Origin of the sequence: Streptomyces sp. NPDC048636 (genome assembly GCF_040650655.1) — a bacterium.
In the GTDB taxonomy this organism is placed as follows: Bacteria; Actinomycetota; Actinomycetes; order Streptomycetales; family Streptomycetaceae; genus Streptomyces.
Genome location: NZ_JBEZHR010000019.1, coordinates 114,308 through 128,316, shown reverse-complemented (window position 1 = coordinate 128,316; position 14,009 = coordinate 114,308). Strand labels below are relative to the sequence as shown.

The 14,009-nt window shown below is 73.2% G+C and carries 11 protein-coding genes; 5 read left to right on the top strand and 6 right to left on the bottom strand.

The features are described from left to right. Positions 1-365: 365 nt before the first annotated feature. Positions 366-2,618: a hypothetical protein gene (locus tag AB0C66_RS33170; protein ID WP_362447305.1), complete on the top strand. Its 2,253-nt coding sequence runs from the start codon at positions 366-368 to the stop codon at positions 2,616-2,618. Here AB0C66_RS33170 and AB0C66_RS33165 read toward each other — a convergent pair. From AB0C66_RS33165 to AB0C66_RS33145, 5 genes are all read right to left on the bottom strand, one after another. Next, positions 2,588-5,002, bottom strand: a complete 2,415-nt coding sequence (locus AB0C66_RS33165; RefSeq protein ID WP_362447245.1) for a right-handed parallel beta-helix repeat-containing protein — start codon at positions 5,000-5,002, stop codon at positions 2,588-2,590. The two genes, AB0C66_RS33170 and AB0C66_RS33165, sit on opposite strands and share 31 nt — an antisense overlap. Positions 5,003-5,209: 207 nt before the next feature. Further along, on the bottom strand, positions 5,210-5,812 hold the full coding sequence (locus tag AB0C66_RS33160) for a hypothetical protein (protein WP_362447242.1): 603 nt from the start codon (positions 5,810-5,812) through the stop codon (positions 5,210-5,212). Positions 5,813-5,899: 87 nt separating this feature from the next. Continuing rightward, entirely contained in the window at positions 5,900-7,654 is a 1,755-nt protein-coding gene (locus tag AB0C66_RS33155) for a GAF domain-containing sensor histidine kinase (RefSeq protein ID WP_362447239.1), read from the bottom strand. A 127-nt stretch (positions 7,655-7,781) separates the two neighbouring features. After that, positions 7,782-8,741, bottom strand: coding sequence for a universal stress protein (locus tag AB0C66_RS33150; RefSeq protein WP_362447237.1), 960 nt, complete (start codon positions 8,739-8,741; stop codon positions 7,782-7,784). A gap of 153 nt (positions 8,742-8,894) precedes the next feature. Then, positions 8,895-9,320 carry an ATP-binding protein gene (locus AB0C66_RS33145; protein WP_362447234.1) on the bottom strand — a complete coding sequence of 142 codons (426 nt, stop codon included), beginning with the start codon at positions 9,318-9,320 and terminating at the stop codon, positions 8,895-8,897. A gap of 245 nt (positions 9,321-9,565) precedes the next feature. Between AB0C66_RS33145 and AB0C66_RS33140 the strand changes: the two genes are divergently transcribed. The 3 genes from AB0C66_RS33140 to AB0C66_RS33130 all read left to right on the top strand — a co-directional run bounded on the left by AB0C66_RS33140 (position 9,566) and on the right by AB0C66_RS33130 (position 11,509). After that, positions 9,566-10,015, top strand: coding sequence for a cyclic nucleotide-binding domain-containing protein (locus tag AB0C66_RS33140; RefSeq protein ID WP_362447231.1), 450 nt, complete (start codon positions 9,566-9,568; stop codon positions 10,013-10,015). A 103-nt stretch (positions 10,016-10,118) separates the two neighbouring features. Further along, a complete protein-coding gene (locus AB0C66_RS33135) occupies positions 10,119-10,700 on the top strand; it encodes a TlpA disulfide reductase family protein (RefSeq protein ID WP_362447228.1) in 582 nt (193 codons plus the stop codon). Positions 10,701-10,792: 92 nt separating this feature from the next. Beyond that, positions 10,793-11,509: a response regulator transcription factor gene (locus tag AB0C66_RS33130; RefSeq protein WP_362447225.1), complete on the top strand. Its 717-nt coding sequence runs from the start codon at positions 10,793-10,795 to the stop codon at positions 11,507-11,509. A gap of 379 nt (positions 11,510-11,888) precedes the next feature. On the opposite strand, the gene AB0C66_RS33125 is transcribed toward AB0C66_RS33130, so the two are convergent. Beyond that, positions 11,889-12,371, bottom strand: coding sequence for a DUF6643 family protein (locus AB0C66_RS33125; RefSeq protein WP_362447222.1), 483 nt, complete (start codon positions 12,369-12,371; stop codon positions 11,889-11,891). A gap of 254 nt (positions 12,372-12,625) precedes the next feature. On the opposite strand from AB0C66_RS33125, the gene AB0C66_RS33120 reads away from it, so the two are divergent. Then, positions 12,626-13,990, top strand: a complete 1,365-nt coding sequence (locus AB0C66_RS33120) for a TerD family protein (protein WP_362447302.1) — start codon at positions 12,626-12,628, stop codon at positions 13,988-13,990. The last annotated feature ends 19 nt before the right edge of the window (positions 13,991-14,009 follow it).

The window sequence follows — 14,009 nt, the reverse complement described above, 5'->3', positions numbered from 1 at the left end:
TCTTCGCACGAGCCCGGGATACCCGATCACCGGAGCGCATGCGCATCACGATTTCGCCACGCCCGGCCTGTCGCGGTCCGGGCCCCGGATCGCTGGGAAGAATCCTGGACGGGGACGACGGCACCACACCGGGATCGACCACACCGGGATCGGGGGACACGGTGGTATCGACCGTGGGCAGCGGCGCACCGGACGGCGCGACGGACGCGACAGATGCGACGAACATGGCGGACATGGCGGTCACTACGGTCACGGTCGAGGATCCGGCCGCGGCACCGGAGGGGGCCCGGGAGTCGGGCCGCGCGGGACCGCCACCCGACCTGGAGCTGCTGGTCCACGGCGTCGGCGGCGCCACCCCCCAGGAGATGCTGGGCGATCCGCGCACCATCCGGATCACCGGTGACGAGACCGCCGGGGTCCACCGCAGGACCGATGACGCCGACGCCGAGACGCGCCCCCGGGAGGACCGCGAGAGCCCGGTCCGGGAGGCGTACGTCTGGTCCAATCTGACCTCCGGCAACAGCTCCCGCGCCCTGTGGCTGCTGTTGCTGCCCTTCATGGTCGCCAATCTCGTGCACTGGATGCGGCCCGCCGCCGACCGGCGGGAGCGGACCGTACGCGGCTACGGCCTGCTGGTGCGGCTGGTCGCGCTCAGCCTCACCGTGACGCTGATCGCCGGGGCCTGTGAAGTGGCCCTGGACCTGGTGGCCTGGCAGTGCGCGGGCGCCGACGCCTGCGCCGGCGGCAAGTCCTGGCTCGGCTTCATGGCACCCGGGAACCACGGCTGGTGGAGCCAGCCCGGCCGCCGGATCGCCCTGGCCGCCGTGCTGCCCACCGCGCTCACCGGGCTGCTGTGGTACCTGTCCAACCGCACCTGGAGCGCCTACGAGTCGCAGCCCCCGCTGGAGCGCCCGGTCGACGAATGCGCCCCCGAGGCGGGCAACCGCCCCGGGCTGTGCCTGCCCGGCTTCTGGTACGGCCGCCGGATCGTCGCCCGGCTGCGCGCCGCGCACACCGCCGCGGGCTTCCTCACCATCGCCGCCGCCGTGACCACCGCCGCCGCCACCCAGGACCGCAGGCCCGGCGGCAGCGCGGCGCTGGACGCCGGAAGCTGGACGCTGCTCACCCTGCTGGTCGCGGCCGCGGTCTCGGTGGTGTTCGTGGTGTGCCGCCGCGGCCGCAGTGAGACCAAGGTCGACGGCAGACTGGACCGGATCACCATCACCGCGCTGCCCGGCACCGCGCTCGGGCTGCTCGTGCTCTCCCTGCTGCACGCCGCCTGGTCCCGCCCCGACTGGGTCTCCCGCGGAAAGCTGCCCGGCGACCAGACCTTCTGCGTCCTGGCGATCGCCCAGGGTGTGCTCATCCTGGCCATCGCGGGCTGTGCGCTCGCGCTCTACCGGGCCGCCCCCGCCGGACGCACCCCGCTGTACGGGCTCGCCGGACCCGCCGTCGCCACCCTCGCCTGCGGACTCGGCGCGGTCCTGGCCGGAGGGGTCGCCCAGCGGATCGCCGACTGGCTGGACGGCGGCGCCACCCCGGGGATGGGTGAGCGGCCCGAAGTCGCCCCGCCCGTGCTGCTGTCCTGGCTTGCCACCGCCATACCGGTGCTGCTGTTCGCGCTGCTGGTGCTGGTGCTGGTCTTCGCCGTCCGGGTCTGGCGGGTGCGTGCCCGGCTACTGGGGACGATCATGGACGGCTATCCGGGGGAGCGGCCCGACGGGGTGCGTACCCGCCGGATCGCGGGCACCATCGCCCGCGCCGGGCTCACCGACTCCGCGCCCTGGATCGTCGGCCCGATCGCCCTGTGCACCCTGCTGGCCGGCGGCCTCGCCGTGACCGGGGCCTGGGTCACCGCCCAGGTCCCCGGGCGCGCGGCCGACGGCACCCCCGATCCGGTGGACGCCGCGGCCCAGACCTGCCAGGCGATCGGCTCCTGGCTGATGGGGCTGGCCTTCCTGATGCTGGTCACCTGGGCCCGCCGCGCCTACCGCAGCCCCTCGGCCCGCCGCACCATCGGCATCCTCTGGGATGTGGGCACCTTCTGGCCGCGCGCCGCCCATCCCTTCGCGCCCCCCTGCTATGCGGAGCGGGCCGTCCCCGATCTGACCTGGCGCATGGAGACCTGGACCCGCCGGTACGGCGGACGGCTGGTCATCTCCGGTCACTCCCAGGGCAGTGTGCTGGCCGCCGCCGCGGTCTGGCAGGTGGACCCCCGCACCCGCGGCCAGGTCGCGCTGCTCACCTACGGCTCACCGCTGGAGCGGCTCTACGGCCGGTGGTTCCCCGCCTACTTCGGCCCCGTGCCCATGCTCGCGCTCCACGGCGAGGTGCGCTGCTGGCGCAATCTGTGGCGCTACACCGACCCGATCGGCGGGCCCATCCGGCTGCCCGACGGCTCCGGACCGCAGGTCGACTGCGGTGCCCTCAAGGACCCGCTCGCCTACGGCCGGACGCCCGAACATCCGCTGCCCGCGCCGATCCTGGGGCATTCGGAGTACCAGGCCGACCCCGTCTTCGACCGGGAGCGGGCCGGACTGCTGGCCCGGCTCCCGGAGCAGTCGTGCTCCTCCCCGGAGGACACCGGTCAGATCAGCGCTGGCAGATCCTCCGGATAGAGCAGGGTGAGCTCGTCCGTGGTCGGGTCCCCCAGCTGGGCGACCCGGCCGGCGTGCCGCTCCACCATCGCCTCGAAGGTCTGCCGGGCGGTGCGGCCGTTGCCGAACGCCGGGCCCTTGGGGAGCGCGGTGAAGTACTTCAGCAGCGCCTCGGCCGCGCCCTCGCCGATCCGGTACTCATGCTCCTCGGCCTGCTGCTCCACGATCCGCAGCAGCTCCTCCGGGGCGTAGTCGCCGAAGGTGATGGTGCGGGAGAAGCGGGACGCCACACCGGGGTTGACGGACAGGAAGCGCGCCATCTCCGCGGTGTACCCGGCGACGATCACCACCACCGCCTCGCGGTGGTCCTCCATCAGCTTCACCAGGGTGTCTATGGCCTCCCGGCCGAAGTCCCGCCCGGAGTCCTCGGGGGAGAGCGCGTACGCCTCGTCGATGAACAGCACCCCGCCGCGCGCCCGGTCGAACGCCTCCTGGGTGCGAATCGCCGTCGAGCCGATGTGCTCGCCGACCAGGTCCACCCGGGAGACCTCCACCAGATGGCCGCGCTCCAGCACCCCGAGCGAGGCCAGGATCTCGCCGTAGAGCCGGGCGACCGTGGTCTTGCCGGTGCCGGGGGAGCCGGTGAAGACCAGATGGCGGCGGACGGAGGCGGCCTTGAGCCCGGCCTGCTGACGGCGGCGGCCCACCTCGATCATGTCGGTGAGCGCCCGCACCTCGCGCTTGACGCTCTCCAGCCCCACCAGCGCGTCCAGTTCACCGAGCACGGTCGTGGACGGGCGGACCTCGGCGGGCGGTTCGGCGGACGCGGGGGTCCGGGTGGGACGCGGCGCGGGAACGCCGCCCAGCAGCCCGGCCGTGGAGACGGTCTCCCGTGCGGGCGCGGTGGCCGGGGCGGTGGGCGCGGCCTTGGTCGCGCTCTCGTCGCTGGTGCAGTCCTCGACGACCGGGCCCTCCTCGGAGAACTCGTAGCCGCCGCGGGCACAGCGCTCGGTGCGGCAGCGGGTCAGGGTGGTGCGGCAGCCGTCGATGACATGGAAGCCGTAGCCACCGCTGCCCGTCACCCGGCAGCCCTGGAAGGTGCCCCGGCCCTCGGCGGACACATAGAACCCGGCCTCGGTGGGCCCGGAGACGGTGGTGCGCTCCACGGTCGGATCGGCGCCCTTGGTGACGATCACCCCGGTCGAGGCACCGTCGATGGTGCAGTTGGCGAGGGTCCCGCCGCTGCCGTGGTCGCGGAACCACGCGCCGGTGGCCGCCTCCCGGATCCGGCAGTCGTCCAGCTGGACGGTGGCCCCGTCGCTCACCGACACCGCGGTGTTGCGCACCTGGGACAGATCGCTGTCCACGACATCCACCCGGGAGCCGCGGTCCAGGACGAACAGCGCGTCCGGCACATCGCGCAACCGGCAGGAGTCGAGTACGGCCGTCGCGCCGTCGCTCACCCACACCGCCGGATAGTCGCCCGTGCTCTCGTGCAGCTCACACTGGTTGGCGTCCACCCGGGTGCCCGGGTCCCACACCGAGAGCCCGTTGCGCCCGAACCGGCGCACCGTGGAGCGGGTGAGGGTCAGCACCGAACGCGAACGGAGGTCGACCGCGTTCTCCGGGATGTCGTGGATCTCGCAGTCGGCGAGGGTCAGCACCGCGTCCGTGTCCAGATTGACCCCGTCGGAGGTGGTGCGGTGCACCCGGCAGTCGGTGAGGTGCCCTGTCGCGCGCGAGGAGATCTGCACCCCCGCGCCCCGGATCTCGTACACCTCACAGCCCACGGCCTCCAGCGAACTGCCCTCACCGGTGAGCGAGAGCCCGGCGCCCGAGGTGTGGTGGATCCGGCAGCGGTCCAGCCGGGGACGGCCGCCGCCGCGCACCGCCACACCGGACTGCCCGGCCGCCACCACCTCGCACTCCTCGAACACCCCGCCCGAGCCGTCGAGCACGCTGACCCCGATGCCCGCGGGGTTGTCGACCGTGCAGCGCCGCACGGTGGGCCGGGCGCCGCCGCGTACCTCGATGCCGACCGCCGAGCGGGTCGCCACCCGCAGATCCCTCAGCTCCGGGGTGCCGTCCTCGACCAGCAGCGCGGGGGCGGCCGCGTCCTGACCCTCCACACACAGGTCCTGCACCATCGCGGAGGCGCCGATCGTCAGCGCGACGCCGTCGGCCGGGGAGATCCGCACCGACCCGCGGGCGGAGCCTTCGGGTCCGCGCAGTGTGACGGCCCGGTCCACCACCAGGTTCTCGCGGTAGGTGCCGGGCGAGATGGAGAGCACATCACCCTCGCTCGCGGCCTCCAGGGCCGCGGTGAGGGAGGCGTACTCTCCGGTGCGGCGGCGCCACCGCGACGTTCCGCTGTGTGTCACCTGGACGACCGAGCCCTGTGCCATGGTGCTGTTGTGCCCCCACCTCGTGGTCAAGCCGGATGTGCGCGACTCGCGACTGTGGCGCTGCGCATATGAATGCCCCACCGTAGCGTGCGCGGGGCGCGAGGAGTTGACCTCCCCGTGAGGCCCGCGTGGACTTGGTGTCGTGATGACAATTGGGCCATGCGCGGCACTCCGCCACGCCGGGCGCGCAGGCAGCGGGCGGTGCGCTCAGCTGCCCGCGTCCGCCCGGCCCCAGTCCTGCCCGGCCTTGGCCCAGGCGGTGTCCCACTCCGTGTAACGCCGACGCATCAGCCGCCATACGACCAGCCGCCGGGTGCCGTCCACCAGGCCGGCCGTGGCCGCGGCGGAGCCGATTCCGGCCAGCACCGCATGGGTGGCGGCGGTGGCGGTGTCCAGCGGGCGGCCGCGCGGGCTGCCGTGCGCGTCGGTCCACAGGTGGAACCGCTCACCGGGGTCGGCGCCGGGGTGGGTGGCCAGCGGGCCGCGGTGTCTGCTGCCGTCCGGAGCGGTCCACCGCGCGAACACCCGGCGGTGGGCGTCACGCGCGGAGGAGGTCTCGGGGTCGGAGTCCACCGGGGGATGGGGGAGCACCTTGACGACGGTGGCCGGAACCAGATATCGCTGGGCGCGCTGCTCCCGCGCGGCCTTCACCAGAGCGTCATGGGCGAGGGAGCCCGTCACGATACCGACGGTGGGGGCGGCGATCAGCATCACCAGAACGGCGATCAGCGCGGCGGTGGCCTCGGCGAGGTCCGTGGTGCGGCGCAGCGGATTGTGGCGCCAGCGCCAGAGTCCCCGGATCATCCTCATAGGTCACACCCCCCTTCCCCGTCCGTAAATACCGTATGCCGGGCGGGATATGCGCGCGTCCGGTGAAGAGAGAGCAATATCACGGGCTCATCCCTTCCGCTCCACCGGCGGGCCGTCGACGGTCAGCGGGACCCGCCAGATCAGCCGGGTGCCGCCCGCTTCGGGCTCCTCGATCCGCAGACCGCCGCCGAGCAGCGTGGCACGGGAGCGCATATTGACCAGTCCGCCACTGGGGGCGGCGCCGCCCAGACCCACCCCGTTGTCGGTGACCATCAGGGTGATCCCGGTGTCCGGGTCGACGGTCAGCCGTACCTCCACCCGCTGGGCCCGGGAGTGCCGGACGATGTTGCTGAGCGCCTCGGCCAGTACGGCGAGCAGCTGGTCCCCGTGGTCGTCCGGTACGTCGGTGTCGACCGGGCCGTCCATCAGCAGCGCGGGCGCGAACCCCAGCGCGTCCGACGCCGACCGGACCGCCTTGACCAGCCGCCGCCGCAGGGTGGCCGGTTCACCGCCGTCACCCCCGACCGTGCGCAGCGCGAAGATCGTGGAACGGATGATCTTGATGGTCTCGTCCAGGTCGTCCACCGCCCGGCCCACCCGCTCCGCCGCCTCCGGGCGCTCGATCAGCCGTCCCGCGCTCTGGAGCGTGAGCCCGGTCGCGAACAGCCGCTGAATGGCCAGGTCATGGAGGTCGCGGGCGATCCGGTCGCGGTCCTGGAGCAGCGCCATATGCTCGGACTCGGCGCGGTGCCTGGCCAGTTCGAGGGCCAGGGCAGCCTGCGCGGCGAACCCGGACAGCAGCTCGACCTCGTTGTCGTCGAAGGGCGGCCGCCCGGCCAGCCGGCACAGCCGCAGCGCACCGGAGGTGCGCTCGTTCGCCACCAGCGGGACGGCCACCAGCGGGCCGAACTCGCTCTCCTGGTCGGGCAGTGGCCAGGCCCGCGCCCGCGCGTCCACCCGGACATCGGTGGCGACGGCGGGAGAGCCGGTGCGCGCGGCGAGCCCGGCCAGTGAACCGTCCGCCGGCACCACCAGACTTCCGATCCGCTCGGCATCATGGCCCTCGGCCACCTCGACCATCAGGCTCTCGGTGCCCGCGACCGGCAGCAGCACGGCCGCCGAGTCGGCCAGGGCCACCTGGAGGGCGAGCCGGGCGATCAGACTCAGCACCTGGTTGGCCGGGGTGCCCGCGAGCAGCGTGCGGGTGATCACCCCCAGCGCCTCGAGCCACTGTTCCCGCCGTCTGCTCTCGTGGTACAGCCGGGCGTTGTCGATGGCGACACCGGCCGCCACCGACAGGGTGGTCAGCACCGCCTCGTCATCGGGGTCGAACTGGGCGCCGCCGCGCTTCTCGGTCAGATACAGATTGCCGAACACCTCGTCGCGGACGCGGATCGGCACCCCCAGGAAGGAGCGCATCGGCGGATGGTGCGCGGGGAAGCCATGGCTGGCCGGATGCTCCGACAGATCGGTCAGCCGCAGCGGCTGCGGATGGCGGATCAGCTCGCCGAGCAGACCGTGGCCGCTGGGCAACGGGCCGATGCGGTGGGCCAGTTCCTCGGATATGCCCACCGGCAGGAACTGGGAGAGCCGGTGCCGGTCGACCACGCCCAGCGCGCCGTACTCGGCGTCGGCCAGCACCACCGCGGCCTCCACGATCCGCCGCAGCACCTGCTCCAGGTCGAGTTCACGGCCGACGCTGAGCACCGCCTCGAGCAGGTTGTGCATCCGCCCCTGGGTGGCCCGGGCGGCGTCCAGCCGCGCCTGGAGCTCATCGAGGAGCTGATCGAGACGGAGTTGGGGCAGTGCCGGATGGCGTCCGTGATCCGCGGTGCCCGACACTTGGCCTCCATACCCCCATGACCTGCTCATCAGCAGGATATCGGCCCCCGGGGCGCCGCCGGGCGGTGATCGGCGGAACTCGGCCACGGCGGACCGCGCGGTTGCGTGGCAAGCTGCTGATGGGTCGTCAGATCTGCGGGACCACCGCCACCGGACAGCGGGCGTGGTGCAGTACGGCGTGATTGACCGGACCGATCTGCATCCCGAACGGGCCCTGCCGCCGCCGGGCCCCGACGACCAGCAGATCGGCGCGGGCCGAGGCGTCCAGCAGGGCCTTGCGCGCCGGGCCCTCCACCGTGCGGTGGGTGACCGGTACCGGGGGTGTGCCAGGTGTGCCGACCGCACCGCCCAGCGCCTCGGTCAGCAGGGCGGCGGCGTGCCGGGTGTGATCCGCCCGCCCGGCCCGCCCCTGGTGACCGTCGGATGCCGGATCGCGCGCCCGGTCCGCGCGCTCCCCGGCGTACGTGGCGCGCGGGCCGTGGTCGTCGGGGCCCGCGCAGCGCCAGGCGTGCACCGCCTCCAGACCGCAGCCGCGCAGCCGGGCCTCGCGCAGTGCGAAGGCCACCGCGGGGGAGGGCGGCGGTACGGACCCAAGGCCGCCCGGGCGCTCACGCTCGGCGACGCCCACTGCCACCCGGCGCGTCCGGCCCGCCAGGCTCTCGGCGCGGCCGCGCACCACGACCACCGGGCAGTGCGCACGGGCCGCGATACCCCGTCCCACCGACCCCAGCAGCAGCGACGCGAACTCCCCGCGTCCGCGCCAGCCGACGACCACCGCCTCGGCGCGCTGCCCGGCCCGCAGCAGCGCGCTGACCGGGTCGTCGGTCACCAGGTCGGTCATCACCTTCAGCTCCGGTGCCCCGCGCCCCGCCCGCTCGGCCGCCATGGCCAGCACCGTCTCACCGCGGAGCCGCTCGGCCGGCCGGTCGGCGGCCGACGGGGGAAGACAGCCCTCGTACCGGTCCCGGGGCGAGACGTGCACGATGCGCAGCGGGATCCCCCGCAGCGCGGCCATCCCGGCCGCCCAGTCCAGCGCGCCGGAGGCGGTGTCCGAACCGTCGACCCCCACGACCACGGGAAGCTCCACCCGTGCCCACCGCCTCTCATGTCAGCACATGGTTGAGTTCTTTCCGTGCTGTGCCGGGAAAACCCCTGTGCCCGGAAAACGCTTGTGCCGGGAACCCTCCCGGGAAGGTGCCGACGGTCACCCGCACCGGGTGCGAACCGTCCCGGCCGCGCTCTACCGCAGCCTCATCGCCAGCGTCACCACGGCGCCCACGGCCCCCGCGCTGACCGCGAGACGGTCGGTGACCAGCTGGGTCAGCCACAGCCCGCGGCCGCTGGTGGCGCCGTCCAGGCCCGGGAGGAGCTGCGGGATGACATCCTCGGAGAAGCCGGGGCCGGAGTCGGAGATCCGGCACTCCAGCTCGTCGCCGACCCGCAGCAGCACTAGCGAGCCGGTGCCGCCCGCATGCTCGATCGCATTGCTGGCGATCTCGTCGACAGCCAGTACGAAGTCCCCGCGCCGGGCCTCGCGCAGCCCGGCCCAGGCCGCGCACTCCTCGACCTGAACCCGCAGCCGGGGCAGCTCGCCGGCGGTGAATCGGCGGTTCAGCAGATGGCCTCCGGCTCGGTTGGCGGTCCGACGGCGAGGGTCGGCTGGCACCAGTGCCTCCCGTTTTGACTAGTACGAGCGACATCACAGGGTCGGTGAAGCAGCCGAGGGTAGGGCCGAGCGCCCGTCGAAGCCCTCGGCGATCAAAAATGACGTGTCCTATCTGAAACCTGACCGGAAATGGGTATAGGTGAGTCGATAGCCGTTCACCGGCATAGCGATCTGGATCAGCCACCTCGTATACGCACGGTCACCGCCGAGGGGCGAGGCGGCAGCGGAGACGGCAGAGTGAGGTCATGATGGGAGTTCTCAGCGCGCTGAAGACGGAGCACCGTGAGCGCGTGATGGCGCTCGCCCGCGATGTGTCCTTCCCCTCGGGCGGCCGCATCTTCGAGGAGGGCCGCAAGGCCGACCACTTCTGGATCATCCGTACCGGCGCGGTCACCCTCGATCTGCACGTCCCCGGACGCCGCGCCGCGGTGATCGAGACCCTCGGCCCCGGGGAGCTGATCGGCTGGTCCTGGCTGTTCCCCCCGGACACCTGGCATCTGGGGGCGGAGGCGCTGAGTCCGGTGCGAGCCCATGAGTTCGACGCCGAGGCGGTGCGCCGCCTCTGCGACGAGGACCCCGAGCTCGGCTACGCCCTCGCGCTGGCCTGCGCCCAGGTGATCGGCCGCCGTTTGCAGAGCGCGCGCACCCGGCTGCTGGACCTGTACGGACCGTATGCCGGAGGGATGACGCCGTAGGGCGTGTCCGCGACGCCCCGCCGGGCCCGCGACGCCGGGCGGCGGGGCCGTGGGTGGCCGGGCCCGCCCCGGAGCGCCGGACGGCCCATGCGAAGCTGATCGGATGAGTACCCGTCACCTCCCGCGCCACGGGCTTCTCCTGCTGGCCGCGACCCTGACCCTGTCCGCCTGCGGTGGGGGCTCCGGCTCCGCGTCATCCTCCGCCCCGGACCGCGACGGGATCAGCCGGGTCGCCCCCGCCGAGCGCCAGCCCCTCCAGGGGCTGGCGGGCCGGACCCTGGAGGACAAACGGCTGGACGTCGCGGACTACCGGGGCGAGGTCGTGGTGGTCAACATATGGGCCTCGCAGTGCGGGCCCTGCCGGGCCGAGGCGTCGAGCCTGGCCGCCGTGGCCGAGGAGACCCGGGCCGAGGGCGTCCGCTTCGTCGGGATCAACACCCGCGACCCCAGCCCGGAGGCGGCCCGCGCCTTCGAGAAGCGGTACCGGGTGCCGTACCCCAGCCTGTACGACCGGATGGGCAAGCTGGTGCTCGCCTTCCCCCGGGGCAGCGTCAATCCGCAGACCGTCCCCGCCACGGTCTTCCTCGACCGCCGGGGACGGATCGCCGCGCGGGCGCTGCGACCGCTGGGTGAGGCCGATCTGCGGAAGGTCATCACTCCGCTGGCGGCGGAGAAGAGGGCCTGAGGGCCGAACGGCCCTTACGCTTCCGCGCGTCAGGCCGTAAATCTGGGCAGCTGGATCACGACCGGCGCCCCGTGTGCCATGTGAGGAGTGCAGTGCCCGAGACAGCCGACCCCACCGGCCCCGACGGCCACGCCGCCACCGAGCCCATCGGGGTCTTCCTGCTCGACGACCACGAGGTGGTACGGCGCGGACTGCGCGACCTCATCGACGCCGAGCCCGATCTGCGGGTGGTCGGCGAGGCGGCGAACGCCCGTGAGGCCATCGCCCGCGCCCCCGCCGTACGGCCACGGGTCGCCGTGCTCGACGTACGGCTCGGCTCGTCGGGCGACGGCGGGGACCACGAAGGGATCGAGGTCTGCCGGGAGTTGCGCGCCCGGCTGCCCGGACTCGCCTGTCTGATGCTCACGTCCTTCGACGACGACGAGGCCCTCTTCGACGCCATCATGGCCGGGGCCGCGGGCTATGTGCTCAAGCAGATCAACGGCTCCGACCTGGTCTCGGCCGTCCGTACGGTGGCCGGCGGCCGGTCCATGCTCGACCCGGGCGCCACCGCGCGGGTGATGGCCCGGCTGCGCGGGCCCGAGCCCAGCGGACCCCCCGAGCTGGAACGGCTCTCACCGCGCGAGCGGGAGATCCTCGAGCTCATCGGGGACGGTCTGACCAACCGGCAGATCGCCGAACGGCTGTTCCTTGCCGAGAAGACGGTGAAGAACCGGATCTCCTCGATCCTGTCCAAACTGGGCGTCGGACGGCGGATCCAGGCCGCGGTCATCGCCGAGCGGATGAAGGAGCGCGGTACGGGCCAGTGAGTCCCGCGGGACGCCGATCCTCGCGTGGGGCGCGAGGCAGGCTCCCCTCCTGCCTCGCACCCCACGCGGAACGGGGGCGGCCGGTCGATGTCGCTCAGCACCGCAGTGGGGTGAGAGCCCGGTCCGTCCCCGTTGATGAGATGGCTCGCGGAACAGCCCGTTCAGGATGGCCCGGACCGGACCGGTCCGGCAGGGGCCGAACGGCCCTTGGATCGCCGAACGGCCCTCGGTTCGCCGAACGGGCCTGGTTTCGCCGAACGGCCCTGGGGCACGAGCGCCCCTCAACACAGAGAACAGGGGCCGGACGGAGAAGCCCCGTCCGGCCCGATCCTTCCCGCGGCGGACGCCCCTGGCGCCGCCGCTCACCTCCCGGAGCTGATCAGTAGCCGCCTCCCGGGTGCGGCGGTCGGCCGCCCGGGTACTGCTGACGCCCATACGGGTCGTCATACGGGGACTGCGCGGGGGCCGGACGCGGCGCGGGGCGCTGCATGGCCGGACGCATCGCGTCGTACCCCATCGGCGAGGCCGGCTGCGGGCGCTGCTGCTGCGCGCCCGGATAGCCGCGCGGACCCGTCGCCTGCGGCGGGATGTACGGCGACTGCGCCTGCTGCAACCCCATGTGCTGCGGCGCGGGCTGCTGATAGCCGGGCGGCGGGGTGTGGTACGAGGGGCCCGCGGGCAGTGCGGGCAGCGCCGAGGGCAGGGCCGGAAGGTGACTTCCGGTGTCGTACGCCGACGGCACCCTGATGGGCGCGATCTGCGGTGTCCCCCGCTCGGCGACGAGGCTGTCGTAGATGGGGGTGTCCGGGAAGGACGGCGAGGAGTAGTAGCCGCCGCCGTAGGTACTGCGGGGGGAGGTCATAGCCCATAAGTTAAGCCCACGATGTGCTCATTGGGGAGTCCGGTAAGAGGGTTGTTTTGAGTGTGGGGAGCCGTCGTGGCTCATCAATCATTGCGAACCCGGGAAAATCGGTCGCCAGGGTGCGTTGAGATCGTGTAAAGAGCGCGTTTTCAGCGGGTTACCCGCGGTTGGACTCCGGTGTCACACGGAAGAGTGGCCCAGGGCAGACTGACCCGCGAGCTGAATGAACGGAAAGGCAGGGGGACGACATGTCGATGCCCAAGGGCAGCAACACATCGGTACCGGCGGCGTCGGTACGGATCGAGCTCGGCTGGCGCACCGGCCCGGGCGTACCGGACGTGGACGCCTCGGCGCTGCTGCTGGTCTCCGGGAAGGTCCGCTCCGACGCGGACTTCGTGTTCTACAACCAGGCGACCCACTCCTCGGGCGCCGTGCGCCACGAGGGCAAGCGGACCGCCGGGGACACGGTGACCGACAGCCTCGCGGTCGATCTGTCCGCGGTGGAGGCCGAGATCGAGACCGTGGTGCTCGCGGCCTCCTCCGACGGCGGGAGCTTCGGCCAGGTGCCGGGCCTCCACATCCGGGTCCTGGACGCCTCCGGCGGTGCGGAGCTCGCCCGCTTCGACAGCCAGGACGCCTCCGTCGAGACGGCCTTCGTCCTCGGCGAGCTCTACCGCAGGCAGGGCACCTGGAAGTTCCGGGCCGTGGGCCAGGGCTATGGCAGCGGGCTCGCGGGGCTCGCCACCGACTACGGGATCAGCGTCGACGAACCCCAGCAGGCCGCCGCCCCGGCCCCCGCGGCGCCCCCGGCCCCGCCCGCGTCCCCGTACGCCGCGCCCCCGGTGCCGCCCGCGCCGCCGTCCGGCCCGCCTGCCGGTGGCTACCCGCCGCCCCCGCCGCCCGGCGGCGGCGCCCCGGCCTTCCCGCCGCCCGCGCCCCCGGCGCCGCCCGCTCCGGGCCCCGCGACCCCCGGGGCGCCGGTGAACCTCCGCAAGGTCACGCTGACCAAGGAGGCGCCCTCGGTCTCGCTCACCAAGCAGGGCGGCACCGGCGGCGCGATGCGGGTCAACCTCAACTGGCAGGTGCACAAGCAGTTCAAGGGATGGGGCGCCAAGCTGGGCAAGGCCATCGCCATGCACGGCGACCTCGACCTGGACCTCGGCTGCCTCTTCGAGCTGTCCGACGGCAGCAAGGGTGTGGTGCAGGCGCTCGGCAACTCCTTCGGCTCGCTGCACCAGCCGCCGTTCATCCACCTCGACGCGGACGACCGCACCGGCTCCCGGTCGGCGGGCGAGAACCTCACCATCAACCTCGACCACAAGGACGTGTTCCGCCGCATCCTGGTCTTCGTGACCATCTACGAGGGCGCGCGCAGCTTCGCCAACCTCAACGCCACGGTCACCCTCCAGCCGCAGTTCGGCGCGCCCGTCGACTTCTCGCTCGACGAGTGCACCGTCCCGTCCCCGGTCTGCGCCCTCGCCCTGATCACCAACACCGGTGGTGATCTCATCGTCCAGCGCGAGGCCCGCTATCTGGTGCCGGAGCGCGGGGTCAGCCCGCAGCGCACCCTGGACTACGCCTACGGATGGGGCATGAACTGGACGCCCGGCCGTAAATGAGCCGTTCGCGGGCGGCGGC

What these genes read in the sequence shown, in the direction of transcription:
- AB0C66_RS33170 (WP_362447305.1), top strand. Translation starts at nt 366, where the DNA reads ATGCTGGGCGATCCGCGCACCATCCGGATCACCGGTGACGAGACCGCC.
- AB0C66_RS33165 (WP_362447245.1), bottom strand. Translation starts at nt 5,002, where the DNA reads ATGGCACAGGGCTCGGTCGTCCAGGTGACACACAGCGGAACGTCGCGG.
- AB0C66_RS33160 (WP_362447242.1), bottom strand. Translation starts at nt 5,812, where the DNA reads ATGAGGATGATCCGGGGACTCTGGCGCTGGCGCCACAATCCGCTGCGC.
- AB0C66_RS33140 (WP_362447231.1), top strand. Translation starts at nt 9,566, where the DNA reads ATGATGGGAGTTCTCAGCGCGCTGAAGACGGAGCACCGTGAGCGCGTG.
- AB0C66_RS33135 (WP_362447228.1), top strand. Translation starts at nt 10,119, where the DNA reads ATGAGTACCCGTCACCTCCCGCGCCACGGGCTTCTCCTGCTGGCCGCG.
- AB0C66_RS33125 (WP_362447222.1), bottom strand. Translation starts at nt 12,371, where the DNA reads ATGACCTCCCCCCGCAGTACCTACGGCGGCGGCTACTACTCCTCGCCG.
- AB0C66_RS33120 (WP_362447302.1), top strand. Translation starts at nt 12,626, where the DNA reads ATGCCCAAGGGCAGCAACACATCGGTACCGGCGGCGTCGGTACGGATC.